This window comes from Ornithinimicrobium sediminis, assembly GCF_021272345.1.
Taxonomy (GTDB): domain Bacteria; phylum Actinomycetota; class Actinomycetes; order Actinomycetales; family Dermatophilaceae; genus Ornithinicoccus; species Ornithinicoccus sediminis_B.
Genome location: NZ_JAJSDQ010000002.1, coordinates 414,242 through 430,192, shown reverse-complemented (window position 1 = coordinate 430,192; position 15,951 = coordinate 414,242). Strand labels below are relative to the sequence as shown.

The following is a 15,951-nucleotide window of genomic DNA, read 5'->3' as shown; positions in this document are numbered from 1 at the left end:
GCGCGGGGACGGCCTCAGGGCATCGCGACGCGCTCCAGGCCCAGCCACCGTGCCGTGCTGGCCAGCTCGGCGCGCAGATCGTCGACGGCGTGCGAGGGCGCCGACGCCTCGAGGTGGACCGCACGGACCACCAGCATGCCCGTCGCACGGTCGGCCTTGAGGTCCACCCGTCCCACCAGCTGCTCGTCCAGGAGGAAGGGCAGCACGTAGTAGCCGTGCACACGGCGGGCAGCCGGCACGTAGATCTCGAGTCGGTAGTGGAAGCCGAACAGCCGCTCGGTGCGCCGGCGCTGCCACACGAGGGAGTCGAACGGGCTCAGCAACGCCCGCCCCGGGACAGAGCGTGGACGCCTGGCAGTGACATCGAGGTAGGCCGGCTGGTCCCACCCCTGGATCCGCACGGCCTCGACCTCTCCCGCACGCTCGAGCACCTGCAGCGCCTGTCGCCCGGCAGCCGCGCCGAGCCTGAAGTAGTCACGCAGGCACAGCTCGGTGCCGATGCCGTGTGCCCGGACCGACCTGCGCATGAGCTCGACCGCGCAGGTGAGGTCGTCGGGTGCGTCCGGAGCGCCCGGCGCCATGGCTACCACCTCGGGCGGGAGCACCTGGGTCAGCGGTGCGTATCGCCGCTCGAACTGCGCCGTCCGTCCGGCGCTGGTGACGGCACCGACCCGGAAGAGGTGCTCAAGGCAGACCTTGACCGCCGACCAGTTCCACCCCCAGTGCTCACGCCGCGAGCCTGCCCCGTGCGGGAGATGAGCCTCGACCTCGCGCGCGGTGAGCGGGCCATGGCCATGCACGACCTCCTCCACGGCCTCCAGCAGCCCCGGATGTCGGGCTCGGATGCCGGCGGTCGAGGCGTCGACCCGTGGCCCCCTCATCCGGAACCCGAGCCAGGGCCACGTCTGGGGCGGGATGAGGCTCGCCTCATGGGCCCAGTGCTCCACCAGCCCCCGCGGGCGCGGCCGGCCACCTGAACGTCCGTCTCGAAGGCCGTCGAGCAGGCTCCGGTCATAGGGCCCGAGGCGGGACAGGAACGGGAGGTAGTGACTGCGTGCGACTACGTTGACACTGTCGATCTGCACCACCTGCACGCGGTCGACGACCCGGAGCAGATGTCGACGAGTCACCCTCCCACCGGGCAGTGGGTCGGCGAACCCTTGGGCCGCCAGGGCGATACGCCGAGCCTGGGCCAGGCTCACGGTCGCGGTCATGGGGTGACCCTAGTGCGAGGGCAGCCGACTGGACCGGCCCAAACCGACGGCGAGCGTCGGGTCACCCCTCGGAGACCCGACGCTCGCCGGACCGTGCCGGACGACGGTCAGCCCGCTGCCGCGGCCTGCTCCTCGTCGTGGGAGTCGTCGGTCTCGGTCAGGGCCTCGTCGAGCCGCAGCACCCCGTAGGACCAGCCACGCCTGCGGTAGACCACGCTCGGCAGCCCGGTGTCGGCGTCGTGGAACAGGAAGAAGTCGTGGCCCACCAGCTCCATCCGGCTGAGTGCCTGACCGACGGTCATCGGCGCCGACGAGTGGGTCTTCTCGCGCAGCTCGATCGGGCTGTTCCCCTCGGTGCCCAGGGCCTCGTCGACGGCCTCGGCCGGGTCGCGCGCCTCCTCCGGCTCGCTCTCCGCAGACCCCAGCGGGTCGGTGGGCAGGCCGAACGTCGCCTCGGCGACCGAGGGCAGGCGGTGCTTCCCGCTATGGCTGATCCGCCGCTTGTCGTGCGCCCTGCGAAGCCGCTCCGTCAGCTTGCTCATGGCCAGGTCGAGAGCGGCGTACTCGTCGTCCGCGGCCGCCTCGGCGCGCACGACGGTGCGCTTGATGTAGCAGGTGATCTCCACCCGCTCGCTCGTCTTGGCCAGCCGCGGGTTGGCCTCGTGCGTCAGCACGACCTCGGTGCGCGAGACGCGCGGGGCCAGCTGGGGGATCTTGTCGAGCTTGTCCTCGAGGTGGCGGCGGTAACGGTCGGAGACCGTCTTCTTCCGGCCGGTCACGGTCACGTCCATGGGTCCTCCTTGTGAGGGATGTGATGCAGGTCGTGGGCGTCCAGGTGCCCTCATACCGTCTGGCCCCACCCCCGTCCCGGAGCACCGTCGGGGTGCGTCTGCGGTGCGGGAAGTCTTCCCATGACCCCACCCTAGACCCGGCCCGGACCAGCCGGTAGAGCTGCCCCCGCGGGCGGCGCGTCGAGCCGTCGGTGGGTGGCCGCGAGGGTGACCGCGACCACGTCCTCGACCCCCGCCGACCCCAGTGCTCGTGCTGCCTCGCGCAGGGTGGCACCGGTCGTCACGACGTCGTCCACCACGACCACGCATGCCCCCTCGAGGCCGGCCAGACGGCGTTCGCGCACCCTCATCGCGCCAGTGAGGTTGTCCAGCCGGTCGGAACGCCGCAACCCCGCCTGGTCGCGCACCCGGCCCGTCATGACCAGCGCGGGCACCAGGCACACCGCGAGGTCGTCCGGCAGCCGGGACAGCACCGTATCGCAGAGCTCGGCCACCGGCCTCCAGCCGCGGGCGCGGGCTCCCGCGGCCGCCGACGGCACCGGCACGAGCGCCACCGGTGCCCCGGCGGCCAGCCGGGCCCTCCATGGACGGTGGTCCCGCAGGGCCACGCCGAGGCTTCTGGCCAGCACCGGCGCCAGGAGCTGGGTCAGGTCGGCGCGCCCACCGTCCTTCCACGAGACCACGCAGCCGCGGACCGGACCGCTGTACGGCAGAGCGGCCCAGGCCGGGGGAAACCCGGGGGGAGCCGGTGTGGGTGACCACGGGACGGGCACGGCGACCCGGAGGACACCGGCGCACGAGGAGCAGCAGCGCACGCCGGCCGAGCCGCAGCCGCCGCACTCCACCGGGAGGGAGAGGTCCGCCAGCGCCCTCAGCCCGCGGGCCAGGTGAGCGGGCGACGGCATACCGCCACCCTGGCACGCCGAGGGGACACCGGGCAGGCCCGTGGGCGTGCTGTGGACGACGTCACCCGGCAGGGATCACCAGGTCGTCCCCGTTGCGGTAGGAGAACCATCCGGCACCCTCGAGGGTGAAGATCTCTCCGGCGACGGTCACCAGGAACATCTCGTACCCCTCCTGCTGGGGAGCAGCCCGCAGCTGCACCGCCCCCGGCTCTGCACGGACAGAGGTCACCCAGCTGCCCAGCGGCACCTGGAACGGTGTCGGACCGTCGTCCTCGGCCCGCTGGCCCAGCACCACCAGTGAGGTCGTGGACGTCCAGGCCAGCGACGACACGGTGTCCAGGACGCCGGCGACCGGACGAGGCTCCTTGAGTGCACGGGGCCGGCCGTCGCTGTCGCGGACCACGCCGGACAACGCGAGCTCGTGTGTGCCGCTGGTGGGGTCCCAGATCTCCAGCACGACCCGCTGACCGTCCGGTGCCACCCGCAGCTTCTCGATCACGAGGTCCTCCCCCAGCCACTCGACCTCGATCCGGCGCGCCACCGTGTCCAGCGACCCGCCTGCGTCCAGCGCCCACACCCGCGACCCGGTCGCCGAGCGGCCGGCCAGCCAGAGGGAGCCCAGCCGGTCGAAGACCGGGTCGGTCAGCCCCACCCCGATCTCGGGACGCTCGACCTCCTCACCGTCCCGCCAGCGCCATAGAGTCGCGCGGTCGGCGCTGACGCCGGCGAGCTGGGCGATGTCGGGGTCGGTCGCCAGGGACTGCCACCGGACCGGCACGTCCGGCACCTCCGGCAGGCCCTCGGTGCCCGGGGGCACCGACCTCAGGGCGTAGTCGTCCGGGTCGACGAGGGTCAGCTGGTCCTGGACCCGCAGCAAGGCGTACTCGACCGAGGGGTCGACCTCGGTGAAGCCCAGATCCTCCGCGCTCTCCACCGGCCCGTCGACACCGGGCACCATGACCGACTGCCCGTTGATCTGCAGGTCCACCCGGCGCACACCGCCCGCCTGGGTGAGCGTGCGGGTGAACTGGGCCCACAGCCGGCGAGCACGGTCGGTGTCGTCACTGAGCCCAGGGCCCCGCAGGTTCACCACCGCCGTCGCGGTGGCGGAGTCCACCGGCACTGCACCCGCCACCAGCTCCATGTCCTCGGTGACGGCGGTCACCACCGCACCGTCCAGGTAGTCGGGCACGGGCTCCAGCAAGGCCCGGCTAAGCGCTGTCGGCAGGCCGTCGTCACGGGGGAACCAGCGCACGTCGGGCACGAACACGTCGCGTACGGGCGAGAGGTAGGCGACCGAGGCGGTGCGGAACTGCAGCTCGAAGTCCGTCGCGGACAGCCACAGCCCGAAGTCGTCCGGGAACTCCTCGATGCGCCACTCGCCCGAGACGAGGGTCAGACCGAACTCCACGCTGCGCCTGTTCCCCTCAGGCAGCTCGGAGAGCTGTCCCTCCTCGTCGAGCAGCCCTCGCACGTCCGCAGACACCTCGATCACGCCGGCGTCGACGGAGTCCAGCTCGTAGTCCCCGTCGTGGACGACGACGTTGTCGGTCGGCACCCACGATGCGGCGAGGTCGTCGGTGAGGTAGTCGCGTGCCACGTCGTGGCTGTCCACGAAACCGACGTTGGCCAGGAGGAAGCCGCGGACGATCTCCTCCTGGGAGGCGTCCGGGCGCGGTGCCTCCGGTCTCGCCTGGGGTCCAGGCCTGGGCTGGCCCAGCACCGGCTGACCGGGACGCGGTGTGGTGTCGGTGGGCAGACCTGCGCAGGCACCCAGTGCGAGCACCGCGAGCAGGACCACCCACACCGTGCCGACCCGACTCCGAGGACCCATCTCAGACCACCTCTCGCACATGGGCGGTCGCGACCGCCGGCGGGACGGGGTCGCGCTCGGGCTCCCAGGGCACCGCTCCGGGCTCCTCCGGAAGGCGGATGTCCTGGCTGAGCGGAAGCACGAGCCGGAAGCAGGCCCCCTGGCCCGGTCGTCCCGTCGCCTGCAGCCAGCCCCCGTGCAGGCGCGCGTCCTCCCGGGCGATCGAGAGGCCCAGCCCGGTGCCGCCAGTGGACCGGACCCGCGCCGGGTCGGCCCGCCAGAACCGCTCGAACACCCGCTCCACGTCTTCCGGGGACAGCCCGACGCCACGGTCCCGCACGGTCACGACGGCGATCTCCTCAGACCGGCAGACAGTGATGTCGATGGGTTCGCGCTCCCCGTGCTCGATGGCGTTGACGACCAGGTTGCGCAGCACCCGCGCGATCCGTCGGCCGTCCATGTCGACGAAGACCTCCGGCGACCCTGCGTGGACCCTCAGCGGGCTGCCGGCGCGCTCGGCCAGCGGCTCGACACCGTTCACGACCTCTCTGGTCAGCGCGACAAGGTCACCGCGCCGAGGCTGCAGCACCGTGGTGCCGGAGTCGTAACGGCTGATCTCGAGCAGCTCGTCGAGCAGGTCACCGAAGCGGTCCAGCTCGCTGTAGAGCAGCTCGGCGGAGCGGGCGACCGGGGCGCTGAAGTCCTCGCGCGCCATGTGCAGAACCTCACCTGCCATCCGGATGGTGGTCAACGGGGTGCGCAGCTCGTGGGAGACGTCCGAGACGAACCGCTGCTGCACCTGGGACAGGTGCTCCAGCTGGACGATCTGGTGCTGGAGGCTGTCGGCCATGGTGTTGAAGGACATCGCGAGGCGGGCCAGCTCGTCGGTGCCGCGGACCGGGAGCCTCTCGTCCAGCTCACCACGGGCGAGCTCCTGGCTCACCGCAGCAGCCTGGCCCACCGGTTCGGTCACCAGACGTGTCGCGAGCCATCCGATGCCACCGACCAGCAGGGAGAGCATGAGCCCACCGATGAGGAACCACTCGCGGACCAGGTCGAGGATCTCCTGCTCGCGCTGCATCGGGTAGATGAGCACGAGGTCGTAGGGACCTGCTCGGGGGATCTGGACGCGGGAGGCCACCATCACGACGGTGTCGCCCGCGTCGACCTGTCCCTCGGGCAGCTGGGTCACGAAGACCTGCTGGAGGTTGGGGTTGTCCTGAAGCGCCTCCCGGAGCTCCCGCGGCACGGCCGTGGCGGTGATGGGACCGGACACCAGTGGCGCGATGAGGGTGTCCCGGTCGCTGTCCAGGGAGCGCGCGAGCATGACCATCCGCTCGTCCCCCTGAGCGCCCGGCGAGATCTGGGAGATCGTCTGGAAGGCGGTCGCCGACAGGCCCACGTTGTCCCGCCGGTCGGTGCTGTCGAAGAGCTCCTGGGCCTGCTGCACCTCACGTGCGGCGTCGACCTCGGCGTTGGCGACGGCCTGTTCGACCAGGCCCGCCGCCACACGCTGGTAGAGAAGCGTCCCGGTCAGCGTGGTCAGCACCGTGCCCAGCACCACGGTGCTGACGATGACCCGCACCCGCAGGGAGGACTGCCACCAGCGCAGCAGCCGACCCCCGAGCGCAGCGAGCCAGGAGATGCCGGTGCTCTCCTCCTCCCCCGCGCGCGCAGGGCGGTCCTCAGCTGCCGCCGGCCTTGTATCCGACGCCACGCACCGTCACCACGATCTGGGGGTTCTCGGGGTCCTTCTCGATCTTCGACCTCAGCCGCTGGACGTGCACGTTGACCAGCCGGGTGTCCCCGGCGTGCCGGTAGCCCCAGACCTGCTCCAGCAGCGACTCGCGGTCGAAGACCTGGCTCGGCTTGCTGGCGAGGGCGACGAGCAGGTCGAACTCGAGCGGGGTGAGCGGCACGTCGGCGCCGTCGCGGGTCACCGAGTGTCCGGCGACGTCGATGACCAGGTCGCCGACCCGCAGCTCGACCTCGCGGTGCCGGTCCAGACGGCGGAGCCGGGCCCGCACCCGGGCCATGAGCTCCTGCGGCTTGAAGGGCTTGACCACATAGTCGTCGGCACCTGCCTCGAGACCCGCGACGACGTCCTGCGTGTCCGTGCGAGCAGTCAGCATGACGATCGGCACCCCGGACTCCGCACGCAGCTGGCGACACACGTCGACGCCGTTGACGGTCGGCAGCATCACGTCCAGCAGCACCAGGTCGGGGCGGTACTCCCGGAACATCGCGAGGGCCCGACCCCCGTCGGCGCAGTGAGCGACGTCGAGGTCATCCTTGCGGAGCACGATGCCCAGCATCTCGGCAAGGGCCTGGTCGTCGTCGACCACGAGCACGCGAGGGTTCACAGGATCCGGCCTCCCAGACGTCAGTAGCGGTAGTGCTCGGGCTTGTACGGCCCGGCCACATCCACACCAAGGTACTCGGCCTGCTCCTTGGTCAGCTCGGTGAGCTCGGCCCCGAGCGCCTCGAGGTGCAGTCGGGCCACCTCCTCGTCGAGCTGCTTCGGCAGCACGTGGACACCCAGGGGGTAGTCCTCGGGGCGGGTGAAGAGCTCGATCTGCGCCAGCGTCTGGTTGGCGAAGGAGTTGGACATGACGAAGCTCGGGTGGCCGGTGGCGTTGCCCAGGTTGAGCAGACGCCCCTCGGACAGGACGATGATCGAGCGCTCCTCCTCGCTGTGCTCGTCGGCCGGCAGCACCCACTCGTGCACCTGGGGCTTGATCTCCACCCGCTGCACACCGGGGATGCGGGCCAGCCCGGTCATGTCGATCTCGTTGTCGAAGTGGCCGATGTTGCCGACGATCGCCTTGTCCTTCATGCCGCGCATGTGCTCGGCGGTGATGACGTCGCGGCAGCCGGTCGTGGTGATGAAGAAGTCGGCCTTGTCGAGCACGTCCTCGAGGCGGACCACCTGGAAGCCCTCCATCGCGGCCTGCAGCGCGCAGATGGGGTCGACCTCGGTGACCACGACGCGGGCACCCTGCCCTGCGAGCGCCTCGGCGCAGCCCTTGCCCACGTCACCGAACCCGGCCACGACCGCGGTCTTGCCGCCGATGAGAGTGTCCGTCGCCCGGTTGATGCCGTCGATCAGGCTGTGCCGGGTGCCGTACTTGTTGTCGAACTTGGACTTGGTGACCGAGTCGTTGACGTTGATCGCCGGGAAGAGGAGCTTGCCCTCCTCGTGCAGCTGGTAGAGCCGGTGCACGCCGGTGGTGGTCTCCTCGGTGACCCCGCGGATGCCGTCGGACACGGTGGTCCACAGGTTCGGGTCCTGGGCCGTCGTGCCGCGCACGGTGTCCAGGATGACCTTCCACTCCTCCGGGTCGTCCTCCGCGGCCGAGGGCACGACACCTGCCCGCTCCCACTCCCGGCCCTTGTGGACCAGCAGGGTGGCGTCACCGCCGTCGTCGAGGATCATGTTGGGGCCGGAGCCGTCGGGCCAGCTGAGGATCTGCGTGGTGCACCACCAGTACTCCTCCAGCGTCTCGCCCTTCCAGGCGAACACCGGGACGCCGGCCGGCTCCTCCGCCGTGCCCCCCGCGCCGACGACGACCGCTGCGGCGGCCTCGTCCTGGGTGGAGAAGATGTTGCAGGACGCCCAGCGCACCTCGGCACCCAGAGCCACCAGGGTCTCGATGAGGACAGCGGTCTGCACCGTCATGTGGAGGGAGCCGGCGATGCGGGCCCCGGCGAGCGGTCGGTCCTCGGCATACCGCTCGCGCAGCGTCATCAGCCCGGGCATCTCGTGCTCGGCCAGACGGATCTGGTGGCGGCCGGACTCGGCCAGGGACAGGTCTGCGACCTTGTGGTCGAACGTCATCGCTATGTGGTCCTTGTCAGGGTGCGGATGGTGCGGGCGCCGGAGGACAGCCGCGAACAGGCTGGCCCCAGGGTGAGGCGTGTGCCTGGGAACGCGCTGCGAGCACGGGTGCTTCCCTCACGTCCCATGGTAGGGGCCGGTGAAGTCCAGCCCGAGCAGGGCGTTCTCCACGACCTCGCTGAGCGCGGGGTGGATCCAGTAGTGGGTGCGCGCCAGACCGTCGACAGGACGCCCGGTCTGCACCGCCTCGATGAGCGGCTGGATGAGGCTGGTCGCATGCGGACCCATGAGGTGGGCACCGAGCAGACCCCGGGTGCGACGGTCGGCCACGAGCTTGCACAGGCTCGAGGAGTCCTCCATGGCCCAGCCGTATGCCGTGTCGCCGTACATCTGGACCTTCACCGTGACGTCGTGTCCGGCCTCCCTGGCCTGGCGCTCGGTCAGCCCGACCGAGGCGAGCTGAGGGTGGCTGAAGACCCCTGCGGGGACGGCACGGTGGTCGAAGGACCTCAGGTCCTGCGGATGGGCCAGGTTGTGTGCCAGCACGCGCGCCTCGTGGTTGGCGACGTGCTTGAGCTGGTAGGGCGAGCTCACGTCACCCATGGCCCAGACACCCTCCACGCCGGTGCGTCCGTGCTCGTCGACCAGCACCCGCCCGTCCCGGTCGGTCCGCACACCGAGCGCCTCCAGCCCCATGTCGTCGCTGTTGGGCTGCCTGCCCGTGGCCACGAGCAGCTCCTGTGCCTCCAGGGCACTGCCGTCCGTCAGCTCCATGCGCACGACCCCCTGGGGGTCCCGGGTCACCGCGCGTGCCTCCACCCCGAGATGGACGTCCCAGTGCTGCTGGGCCAGTGCCGTGAAGCCGGCGCTCACGGTGTCGTCGAGGTGGCGAAGCAGCCCGGAGCCGCGGGTCGCGAGACTGACCCGGACCCCGAGCGCGGAGAGGATGTGCGCGAACTCGGACGCGATGTAGCCGCCGCCCAGGATGAGCATGGACTCGGGCAGCTCCTCCATCCTCATGACGGTGTCCGACGTGTGGAAGCGCACACCCGAGTCGAGGACCTCGTCGGGGACCCAGGGACGGGCGCCTGTGGCGATGACGACCTGGTCGCCCGTGATCCGCGCGGACCCACCTTCCGGGAGCCCCGTCACCTCGAGCTCGCGCTCGCCGGTGAACCTGGCCCGGCCGAGGTAGGCGGTGGTGTTGGGGCCCTCGACGCGGTAGTCGCGGCCCGCCTCCGCGATGGGGTCGATCCGGCCGAACACGCGGTCACGGATGTCGTCCCACCGCACCCGGTCGAGGGTGGCGTCGACACCGAAGCGTGCGGACTCGCGGACCGAGGTCGCGACCTCTGCTGCGTAGACGAACATCTTGGTGGGGATGCAGCCGACGTTCAGACACGTCCCACCGAAGACCCCCTCCTCCACGACGGCGACCCGCTTGTCGGCGAAGTCAGGGGTGACCAGGGAGTTGCCCGAGCCCGTGCCGATGATGACCAGGTCGTAGTGCGAAGACGTCACGCGGCGCAAGACTACCTGGACAGCTCCTCGAGCACGGCGCGGATCTCGGTCAGCCCGACCTCCACCTCGGCGAAGGTCGTGGACAGCGGTGACAGTCCCAGGCGGAGTCCGTCAGGCGCCCGGAAGTCGGGGATGACACCCCGCTGCCAGAGCACCGGCAGCGCCTCGCGGAAGCTCGGGTGCCGCAGGGTGAGATGACCCCCACGTCGCTGGTGCTCGCGCGGTGAGGCCACCTGCACGCCGAGCCGGGAGGGCCACTGGTCCACGATCGACCAGGCGTGGTCGGTCAGCGCGAGCGACTTCTGCCGCACCGCGTCGATGCCGGCCTCGGCGAGCAGCTCGACACCCCGCCACAGGGGCACCATCGACACGACCGGCGGTGTGCCGCTGACGAGGGCGCGGACGCCGGCTGCCGGCACGTAGCCGGGGCCCATCTCGAAGGGGTCCTGACGTCCGAGCCAGCCCTGCACCGGCTGTCGCACGCTGTCGTGGTGGCGTGCGGCGAGATAACCGAAGGCCGGAGCGCCGGGACCACCGTTGAGATACTTGTAGCCGCATCCGACCGCCGCGTCGGCGCCCCAGTCGTCCAGCTGCGCCGGCACGGAGCCGACGGTGTGGCTGAGATCCCACACCACGTGCCCACCGCTGTGGTGGACGGTGCGCGTGATGGCCGGTGCATCGGCCACGAACCCGGAGCGGTAGGCCACGTGGCTCAGCAGGACGACCGCGGTGCGCTCCCCCACGACCGCGGCCACCTGCTCGGCGGTCACCCCGGTGTCCGGGTCGGCCTCGACCCAGCGCAGGTCCAGTCCGCGCTCCGCGGCGATGCCCTCGGCGACATAGCGGTCGGTGGGGAAGTTGTCCGTGTCGACGACCAGCTCGCGCCGCTGCGGGTCCTGTGCCGTCCGGGCGTCCGCCAGCGCGCGGACCAGCTTGTACAGCATCACCGTGGTGGAGTCGGCCACGACGGTCTGGCCGGCCGCGGCGCCGAGGGCCACCTCCCCCAGCCGGTCGCCCAGACGCTCGGGCCAGGTCATCCAGCCTTCGTCCCAGCTGCGGATCAGCCGGGTGCCCCACTCCTCCCGGACGAACCGCGCCATGTCCTCCGCCGTGCCGGCGACCGGCCGTCCGAGGGAGTTGCCGTCGAAGTAGGCGCGGACCCCCGGCGCGGGCTCGAACCGGAGCGTGAAGCTGCGCAGCGGGTCGGCGGCGTCCAGCTCCGCCGCGGGCCGTGACGTGACGGTCATACCTGCGCCTCCTGGATGCGGCTGCGGACGGTGTAGAGCTCGGGGAAGAACGTGAGGTCGAGCGCCCGACGGAGGAAGGGCACCCCCGAGGAGCCGCCGGTGCCCGGCGTGGAGCCGATGATGCGCTCCACCGTCCTGAGGTGACGGAACCTCCAGAACTGCATGTTGTCCTCGACGTCGACGAGCTCCTCACACAGCTCGTAGACCCCCCAGTGCCGGGTCGGGTCGGCGTAGATGTCGGCGAAGACGTCGACCACCTCCTCGTGGGGGGTGTACGGCTGCGACCAGTCGCGCTCCAGCACCGCGGCCGGCACGGCATACCCCTGCCGCGCCAGCCAGGCCAGGACCTCGTCGTACAGGCTGCGTTCGTGCAGCAGCGCGGAGAGGTCGGTGTGCACCTGAGGGTCGTGCTCGAAGACGCGCAGCATCTCGGCGTTCTTGTTGCCCAGCAGGAACTCCACGGAACGGTACTGCCAGGACTGGAAGCCCGAACCCGTGGCCAGGAAGGCTCGGAACTCTGCGTACTCACTGGGGGTCAGCGTGGCCAGGACCGACCACTGCTCGGTCAGCGTGGCCTGGATCTGCTTGATCCGCGCCAGGCGCTTCAGAGCAGGGGGCAGGTGGTCCTCCCGCACGAGGTCCCGGGCGGAGACGAGCTCGTGGAGCATCAGCTTGAGCCAGAGCTCAGAGGTCTGGTGCTGCACGATGAACAGCAGCTCGTCGTGCCTCGGCGGCACGGCGCGCGGGTGCTGGGCGGACAGGATCCGTCCCAGGTCGAGGTAGTCGCCGTAGGACATCGCGCGCGAGAAGTCGCGCTGTATGCCGTCCTCCAGCTCGCGGTGGGTGCCCATGGAGCCCTCCTCAGCGGGTGCGGTCACGCAGGTCGGCCACGTGCGGCGAGACGGACGGGTCCAGACCCAGGCCGAGGGCCAGGTAGGTCGCGGTGAAGTCGACGGTGGCGACGAGGTCGGCCAGCCGGACGACCGGAGCCCCCGGTGCGGCCCGTCTCTCCATCACGCGGACCCCGGCCTCACGCGCGGTCTGCAGGACGGCGTCGGTCAGGGCCGCGGATTCCTCCGACTCCCGCGACGGTGGGTCGGCCGTGGCGTCGCGCAGCATCAGCAGGCCCAGCCGGGGCGGGACCGCCGTGTCCAGGTAAGGGTCGGCGAACAGGTCCCCCGTCTCTTCGCCGGGACCGCGGCGGCGCTCCATCAGCTCCCCCTCGGGCTCGTCGAAGTGATGCGGCTCCCAGCGGCTCGTGTCGATGTCACCCAGGCGGATCCGGCGCTCGTCGTAGGTGCCCGGGCGGCGGCCGCCGATGGCCGTGTAAGGCCCGTCGAAGCAGGCGACGATCTGGCTCGCGGCGTCGGGAAGCTCACCGAACGGAGCCGGGACGCGGGCGGTCCGGGCCAGCATCGAGCTCGCACGGGCGGCTGCGACGCCCCCGAGAGGACCGTCGCCGAGGACGACCGGCACGGTCTCGGCGAGCTGGACAGCCAGGAGCTTCGCCGGGTTGACGAAGGTCTCCGAGGAGGGGCGGAAGGACTCCGCACACTCGTCCAGCCGGTCCGCCGCCTCGGCCATCGTCCTGTCCGGACAGTCGATCAGGCCCAGGACGTCGGCCCCCAGCAGGACGGGGGTCAGCAGGCTCCACAGGGCCGTGCGGCTGTTGGCGCGGGGGCCCCTGCCGGTGCCGACATGGACCCCACGCGCCCGCCGGGAGACCTCTGCCAGAGGCGAGTCGTCGGCGCCGACGGTCAGCAGGCTGGCGCCGCGTCGCGCGGCCTCCGCGGCCACGGCGAGCGGACCGGGGGCCCGGCCGGAGAGCGACACCGCCACCACGAGGTCGAGCGGACCGACCCACCCCGGCAGAGGGAGGTTGCGGCGTGCCTGGACCGGCACCGGGGAGCCGGGCTCGGCCAGCAGCTCCAGCACGTCGGCGACCAGTGCCGACCCGCCCAGCGCCGCCACCAGGACCGACCGCGGACGGTCGAGGCGACCGAGCCTGTCGATCCCCGCCTCGTGGGTGAGCGCGACGGCCTCGCGGGTCTGCGCCCCGGCAGTGGCCAGAGCGCGGAGCGTCTTCAGCGAGTCCTTGCGCAGCAGCTCGTCGGTGTCGTCCAGCAGCGCGTCGTCGATGTGCGGAGCCACGGCGTCAGCGACCTGTCACGGTGCTCTCGGCCACCAGCAGCACCGGGATCCCGTCGGTGACGGGGTAGCTGCGCCGCTGGCCCGGCCCCGGGCAGTCCTCGGCACACACCATGACGGGGTGGCCGGCGTCGTCCGTGCCGTCGACGAGGGGATGGTGCCCGACCGGGCACCGCAGCAGCTCGCGGGCCCAGGCAGGGATGGTGGGGCTCATGGGCCTACCGTACCCATCCGGACGAGGTCGAGGACGGTGTCCCTCAGCCGCTCCATCGTCGCGGTGTCGTCGGCCTCCACGTTGAGGCGCAGCAACGGCTCCGTGTTGCTCGGCCGGACGGACACCCACCACCCCGGTCTGCCGGTGTGTCGGAGCATCAGGCCGTCCAGGTCCTCCATGACCACGCCCGGCTGGTCGGCACCCCAGGACCGCACCCGCGCGGTGGCGGCAGGGACGTCGTCGACCTCGGAGTTGATCTCCCCGGAGGCGACGTAGGGGTCGTACGGGGCCACCATCTGCGAGAGCGGGCGCTCGTCAGCACCCAAGGCTGCGAGCACATGCATCGCTGCGAGCATCCCGGTGTCGGCATACCAGAACTCACGGAAGTAGTAGTGCCCCGAGTGCTCGCCACCGAAGACCGCCTCGTGCTCGGCCATGCGAGCCTTGACGAAGGAGTGGCCCACCCGGGAGGGCACGGCGCGTGCGCCCAGCCGCTCGACCGTCTCCGCGACGGCTCGCGAGCTGATGATGTTGTGCACGATGCTGACCTCGTCCGGCGACCTGCCCGCGGCGAGCTCCCTGAGGATCTCCCGCTCGGCGACCAGGGCCGTCACGGCGCTGGCGGTGACGAGCTCTCCCTGCTCGTCCACGACGAAGCACCGGTCGGCGTCGCCGTCGAAGGCCAGGCCCAGGTCGGCGCCCTGATCCAGCACGGCCCGTTGCAGGTCGACCAGGTTGGCCGGGTCCAGCGGGTTGGCCTCGTGGTGGGGGAAGGTGCCGTCGAGCTCGAAGTAGAGAGGCACGACGCGCAGGGGCAGTCCGTCTCGCTGCAGCACCGCCGGCACCGTGTGCCCGGCCATGCCGTTGCCCGCGTCGATGACGACGGTCAGCTCACGGCCACCGGTGAGGTCGACCAGCGCGTGCAGGTAGGCCGCGTAGTCGGCCAGGATGTCTCGCACCGTCGTGCTGCCCGCCCGTGCCGCCGTCGGCAGGTCGTGCGCACCGCCCCGGTCGAGGAGCCACTGGGCGAGGTCGCGCACCTCGGCGAGTCCGCTGTCCAGGCCGACCGGGCGCGCTCCCGCGCGGCAGAGCTTGATGCCGTTGTACCTGGCCGGGTTGTGGCTGGCCGTGAACATCGCACCGGGGAGCCCGGTGACACCGCTGGCGTAGTAGAGCGCGTCGGTGGAGCACAGGCCGACCAGGGTCACGTCGACCCCCTGGCGACGGACCCCCTCGGCGAAGCCTGCGACCAGCGACGGCGAGGAGTCGCGCATGTCATGGCCGACGACCACGCCCTCGGCGCCCTCGGGCTTCACGACCACCTGGGCGAAGGCCGACCCCAGCGCCTCGCACACGCCGACGTCGAGCTGTTCGGGGACCAGACCCCGCACGTCGTAGGCCTTGATGAACTCCGACAGGCGCACGCTCACCAGAACGTGACCCTAGCCGTCCCGCAGCACCCGGAGGTGACCGCGCCGCGTCACCTCGGTGACCGTCGCGGGCGGCGATGCCGGCCGGCCCGATCCGGCGCGGCCCCGCTCGCGCACGGCCTCGGCCAGTGCCACCAGGTCGTCCGCCGGCGGGGCGGGCGTCCCGTCCGGGTCGTCCAGACGGACGATGTCCCACCCCCGGGGCGCGGTCAGCCGTATGGCGTGACCCGTGCAGAGGTCGTAGGAGTGCGGCTCGGCGTAGGTCGCCAGCGGCCCGAGCACTGCGGTCTGTTCTGCGTAGACGTACGTCAAGGTGGCGACAGCCGGGTGCCCGCAGGCGGTCCGGGAGCACTGGCGAGAGATCGTCACGATCACCAACTCTAGGTCCCCACGCCGACAGCAGCCCGGATCACCACGCCGCAGGTAGTGTCGGAACGTGCCTCCACGTCGCCGCGACCGCCACGACCGGGGGCTGCGGGGCCCGCTGGCCTGGCCGCCCGTGCCTGCCATGACCTCACGCCGGCAGCGGTTCGACGAGGCGGTGCTGGATGCCCTGCATGCCGTCGAGCAGCGGCTGCGTGACGACCTGCCTCCGCTGGAGCTCGCTGTCGAGGACGTGCCGCCGTCGGACCCAGCCCCGTGGGAGGACGGGGTGGCCCTGGGCAGGCTCTTCCCCGCCCAGGGTGAGCTGCCCGCACGGCTGGTCGTCTATCGCCGACCGGTGGAGGCCCACGCCCGCGAGCACGGCGAGACGGTCGCCGTCGTGCACCAGGTCGTCGCCGAGCAGATCGCGCAGATGCTGGGGATCGACCCGGACGAGGTGCTGTAGC

The 15,951-nt window shown here is 71.6% G+C and carries 15 protein-coding genes; 1 reads left to right on the top strand and 14 read right to left on the bottom strand.

Annotation, left to right across the window (positions count from 1 at the left end):
* Nucleotides 1–14 precede the first annotated feature (14 nt).
* The 14 genes from LVO85_RS06440 to LVO85_RS06375 form a co-directional block, all read right to left on the bottom strand.
* Entirely contained in the window at nt 15–1,214 is a 1,200-nt protein-coding gene (locus tag LVO85_RS06440) for a winged helix-turn-helix domain-containing protein (RefSeq protein WP_232746582.1), read from the bottom strand.
* A 107-nt stretch (nt 1,215–1,321) separates the two neighbouring features.
* Nucleotides 1,322–2,005, bottom strand: coding sequence for a ribosome hibernation-promoting factor, HPF/YfiA family (gene hpf / locus LVO85_RS06435; RefSeq protein WP_232746581.1), 684 nt, complete (start codon nt 2,003–2,005; stop codon nt 1,322–1,324).
* Nucleotides 2,006–2,136: 131 nt separating this feature from the next.
* Nucleotides 2,137–2,910 carry a ComF family protein gene (locus LVO85_RS06430; RefSeq protein WP_232746580.1) on the bottom strand — a complete coding sequence of 258 codons (774 nt, stop codon included), beginning with the start codon at nt 2,908–2,910 and terminating at the stop codon, nt 2,137–2,139.
* Nucleotides 2,911–2,971: 61 nt separating this feature from the next.
* Complete coding sequence (locus LVO85_RS06425) at nt 2,972–4,744, bottom strand: LpqB family beta-propeller domain-containing protein (protein ID WP_232746579.1); 1,773 nt, start codon at nt 4,742–4,744, stop codon at nt 2,972–2,974.
* 1 nt (nt 4,745) lies between these two features.
* Nucleotides 4,746–6,440: an MtrAB system histidine kinase MtrB gene (gene mtrB / locus LVO85_RS06420; protein WP_232746578.1), complete on the bottom strand. Its 1,695-nt coding sequence runs from the start codon at nt 6,438–6,440 to the stop codon at nt 4,746–4,748.
* Nucleotides 6,409–7,086 carry an MtrAB system response regulator MtrA gene (gene mtrA, locus LVO85_RS06415; RefSeq protein WP_232746577.1) on the bottom strand — a complete coding sequence of 226 codons (678 nt, stop codon included), beginning with the start codon at nt 7,084–7,086 and terminating at the stop codon, nt 6,409–6,411. The genes mtrB and mtrA overlap by 32 nt, the downstream gene beginning before the upstream one ends.
* A 20-nt stretch (nt 7,087–7,106) precedes the next feature.
* Complete coding sequence (ahcY, locus tag LVO85_RS06410; RefSeq protein WP_232746576.1) at nt 7,107–8,561, bottom strand: adenosylhomocysteinase; 1,455 nt, start codon at nt 8,559–8,561, stop codon at nt 7,107–7,109.
* A gap of 117 nt (nt 8,562–8,678) precedes the next feature.
* Nucleotides 8,679–10,082, bottom strand: a complete 1,404-nt coding sequence (gene mtr, locus LVO85_RS06405; RefSeq protein ID WP_408637673.1) for a mycothione reductase — start codon at nt 10,080–10,082, stop codon at nt 8,679–8,681.
* Nucleotides 10,083–10,093: 11 nt separating this feature from the next.
* A complete protein-coding gene (locus LVO85_RS06400; RefSeq protein WP_232746574.1) occupies nt 10,094–11,329 on the bottom strand; it encodes a kynureninase in 1,236 nt (411 codons plus the stop codon).
* Nucleotides 11,326–12,180, bottom strand: coding sequence for a tryptophan 2,3-dioxygenase (kynA, locus tag LVO85_RS06395; protein ID WP_232746573.1), 855 nt, complete (start codon nt 12,178–12,180; stop codon nt 11,326–11,328). Before kynA ends, LVO85_RS06400 begins: the two co-directional genes overlap by 4 nt.
* Nucleotides 12,181–12,190: 10 nt before the next feature.
* Complete coding sequence (locus tag LVO85_RS06390; protein WP_232746572.1) at nt 12,191–13,480, bottom strand: SIS domain-containing protein; 1,290 nt, start codon at nt 13,478–13,480, stop codon at nt 12,191–12,193.
* Between the two features lie 4 nt (nt 13,481–13,484).
* Nucleotides 13,485–13,691, bottom strand: a complete 207-nt coding sequence (locus LVO85_RS06385; RefSeq protein WP_232746571.1) for a Trm112 family protein — start codon at nt 13,689–13,691, stop codon at nt 13,485–13,487.
* Entirely contained in the window at nt 13,688–15,121 is a 1,434-nt protein-coding gene (locus LVO85_RS06380; protein WP_232746570.1) for a phosphomannomutase/phosphoglucomutase, read from the bottom strand. Before LVO85_RS06380 ends, LVO85_RS06385 begins: the two co-directional genes overlap by 4 nt.
* 12 nt (nt 15,122–15,133) lie before the next feature.
* Complete coding sequence (locus tag LVO85_RS06375) at nt 15,134–15,490, bottom strand: DUF3499 domain-containing protein (RefSeq protein WP_232746569.1); 357 nt, start codon at nt 15,488–15,490, stop codon at nt 15,134–15,136.
* A 67-nt stretch (nt 15,491–15,557) separates the two neighbouring features.
* On the opposite strand from LVO85_RS06375, the gene LVO85_RS06370 reads away from it, so the two are divergent.
* On the top strand, nt 15,558–15,950 hold the full coding sequence (locus LVO85_RS06370; protein ID WP_232746568.1) for a metallopeptidase family protein: 393 nt from the start codon (nt 15,558–15,560) through the stop codon (nt 15,948–15,950).
* Nucleotide 15,951: the final 1 nt, after the last annotated feature.

Bases quoted from the DNA above. Each gene is read 5' to 3' on its own strand.
- LVO85_RS06440 (WP_232746582.1), bottom strand. From the start codon at position 1,214: ATGACCGCGACCGTGAGCCTGGCCCAGGCTCGGCGTATCGCCCTGGCG.
- hpf (WP_232746581.1), bottom strand. From the start codon at position 2,005: ATGGACGTGACCGTGACCGGCCGGAAGAAGACGGTCTCCGACCGTTAC.
- LVO85_RS06430 (WP_232746580.1), bottom strand. From the start codon at position 2,910: ATGCCGTCGCCCGCTCACCTGGCCCGCGGGCTGAGGGCGCTGGCGGAC.
- LVO85_RS06425 (WP_232746579.1), bottom strand. From the start codon at position 4,744: ATGGGTCCTCGGAGTCGGGTCGGCACGGTGTGGGTGGTCCTGCTCGCG.
- ahcY (WP_232746576.1), bottom strand. From the start codon at position 8,561: ATGACGTTCGACCACAAGGTCGCAGACCTGTCCCTGGCCGAGTCCGGC.
- LVO85_RS06400 (WP_232746574.1), bottom strand. From the start codon at position 11,329: ATGACCGTCACGTCACGGCCCGCGGCGGAGCTGGACGCCGCCGACCCG.
- kynA (WP_232746573.1), bottom strand. From the start codon at position 12,180: ATGGGCACCCACCGCGAGCTGGAGGACGGCATACAGCGCGACTTCTCG.
- LVO85_RS06385 (WP_232746571.1), bottom strand. From the start codon at position 13,691: ATGAGCCCCACCATCCCTGCCTGGGCCCGCGAGCTGCTGCGGTGCCCG.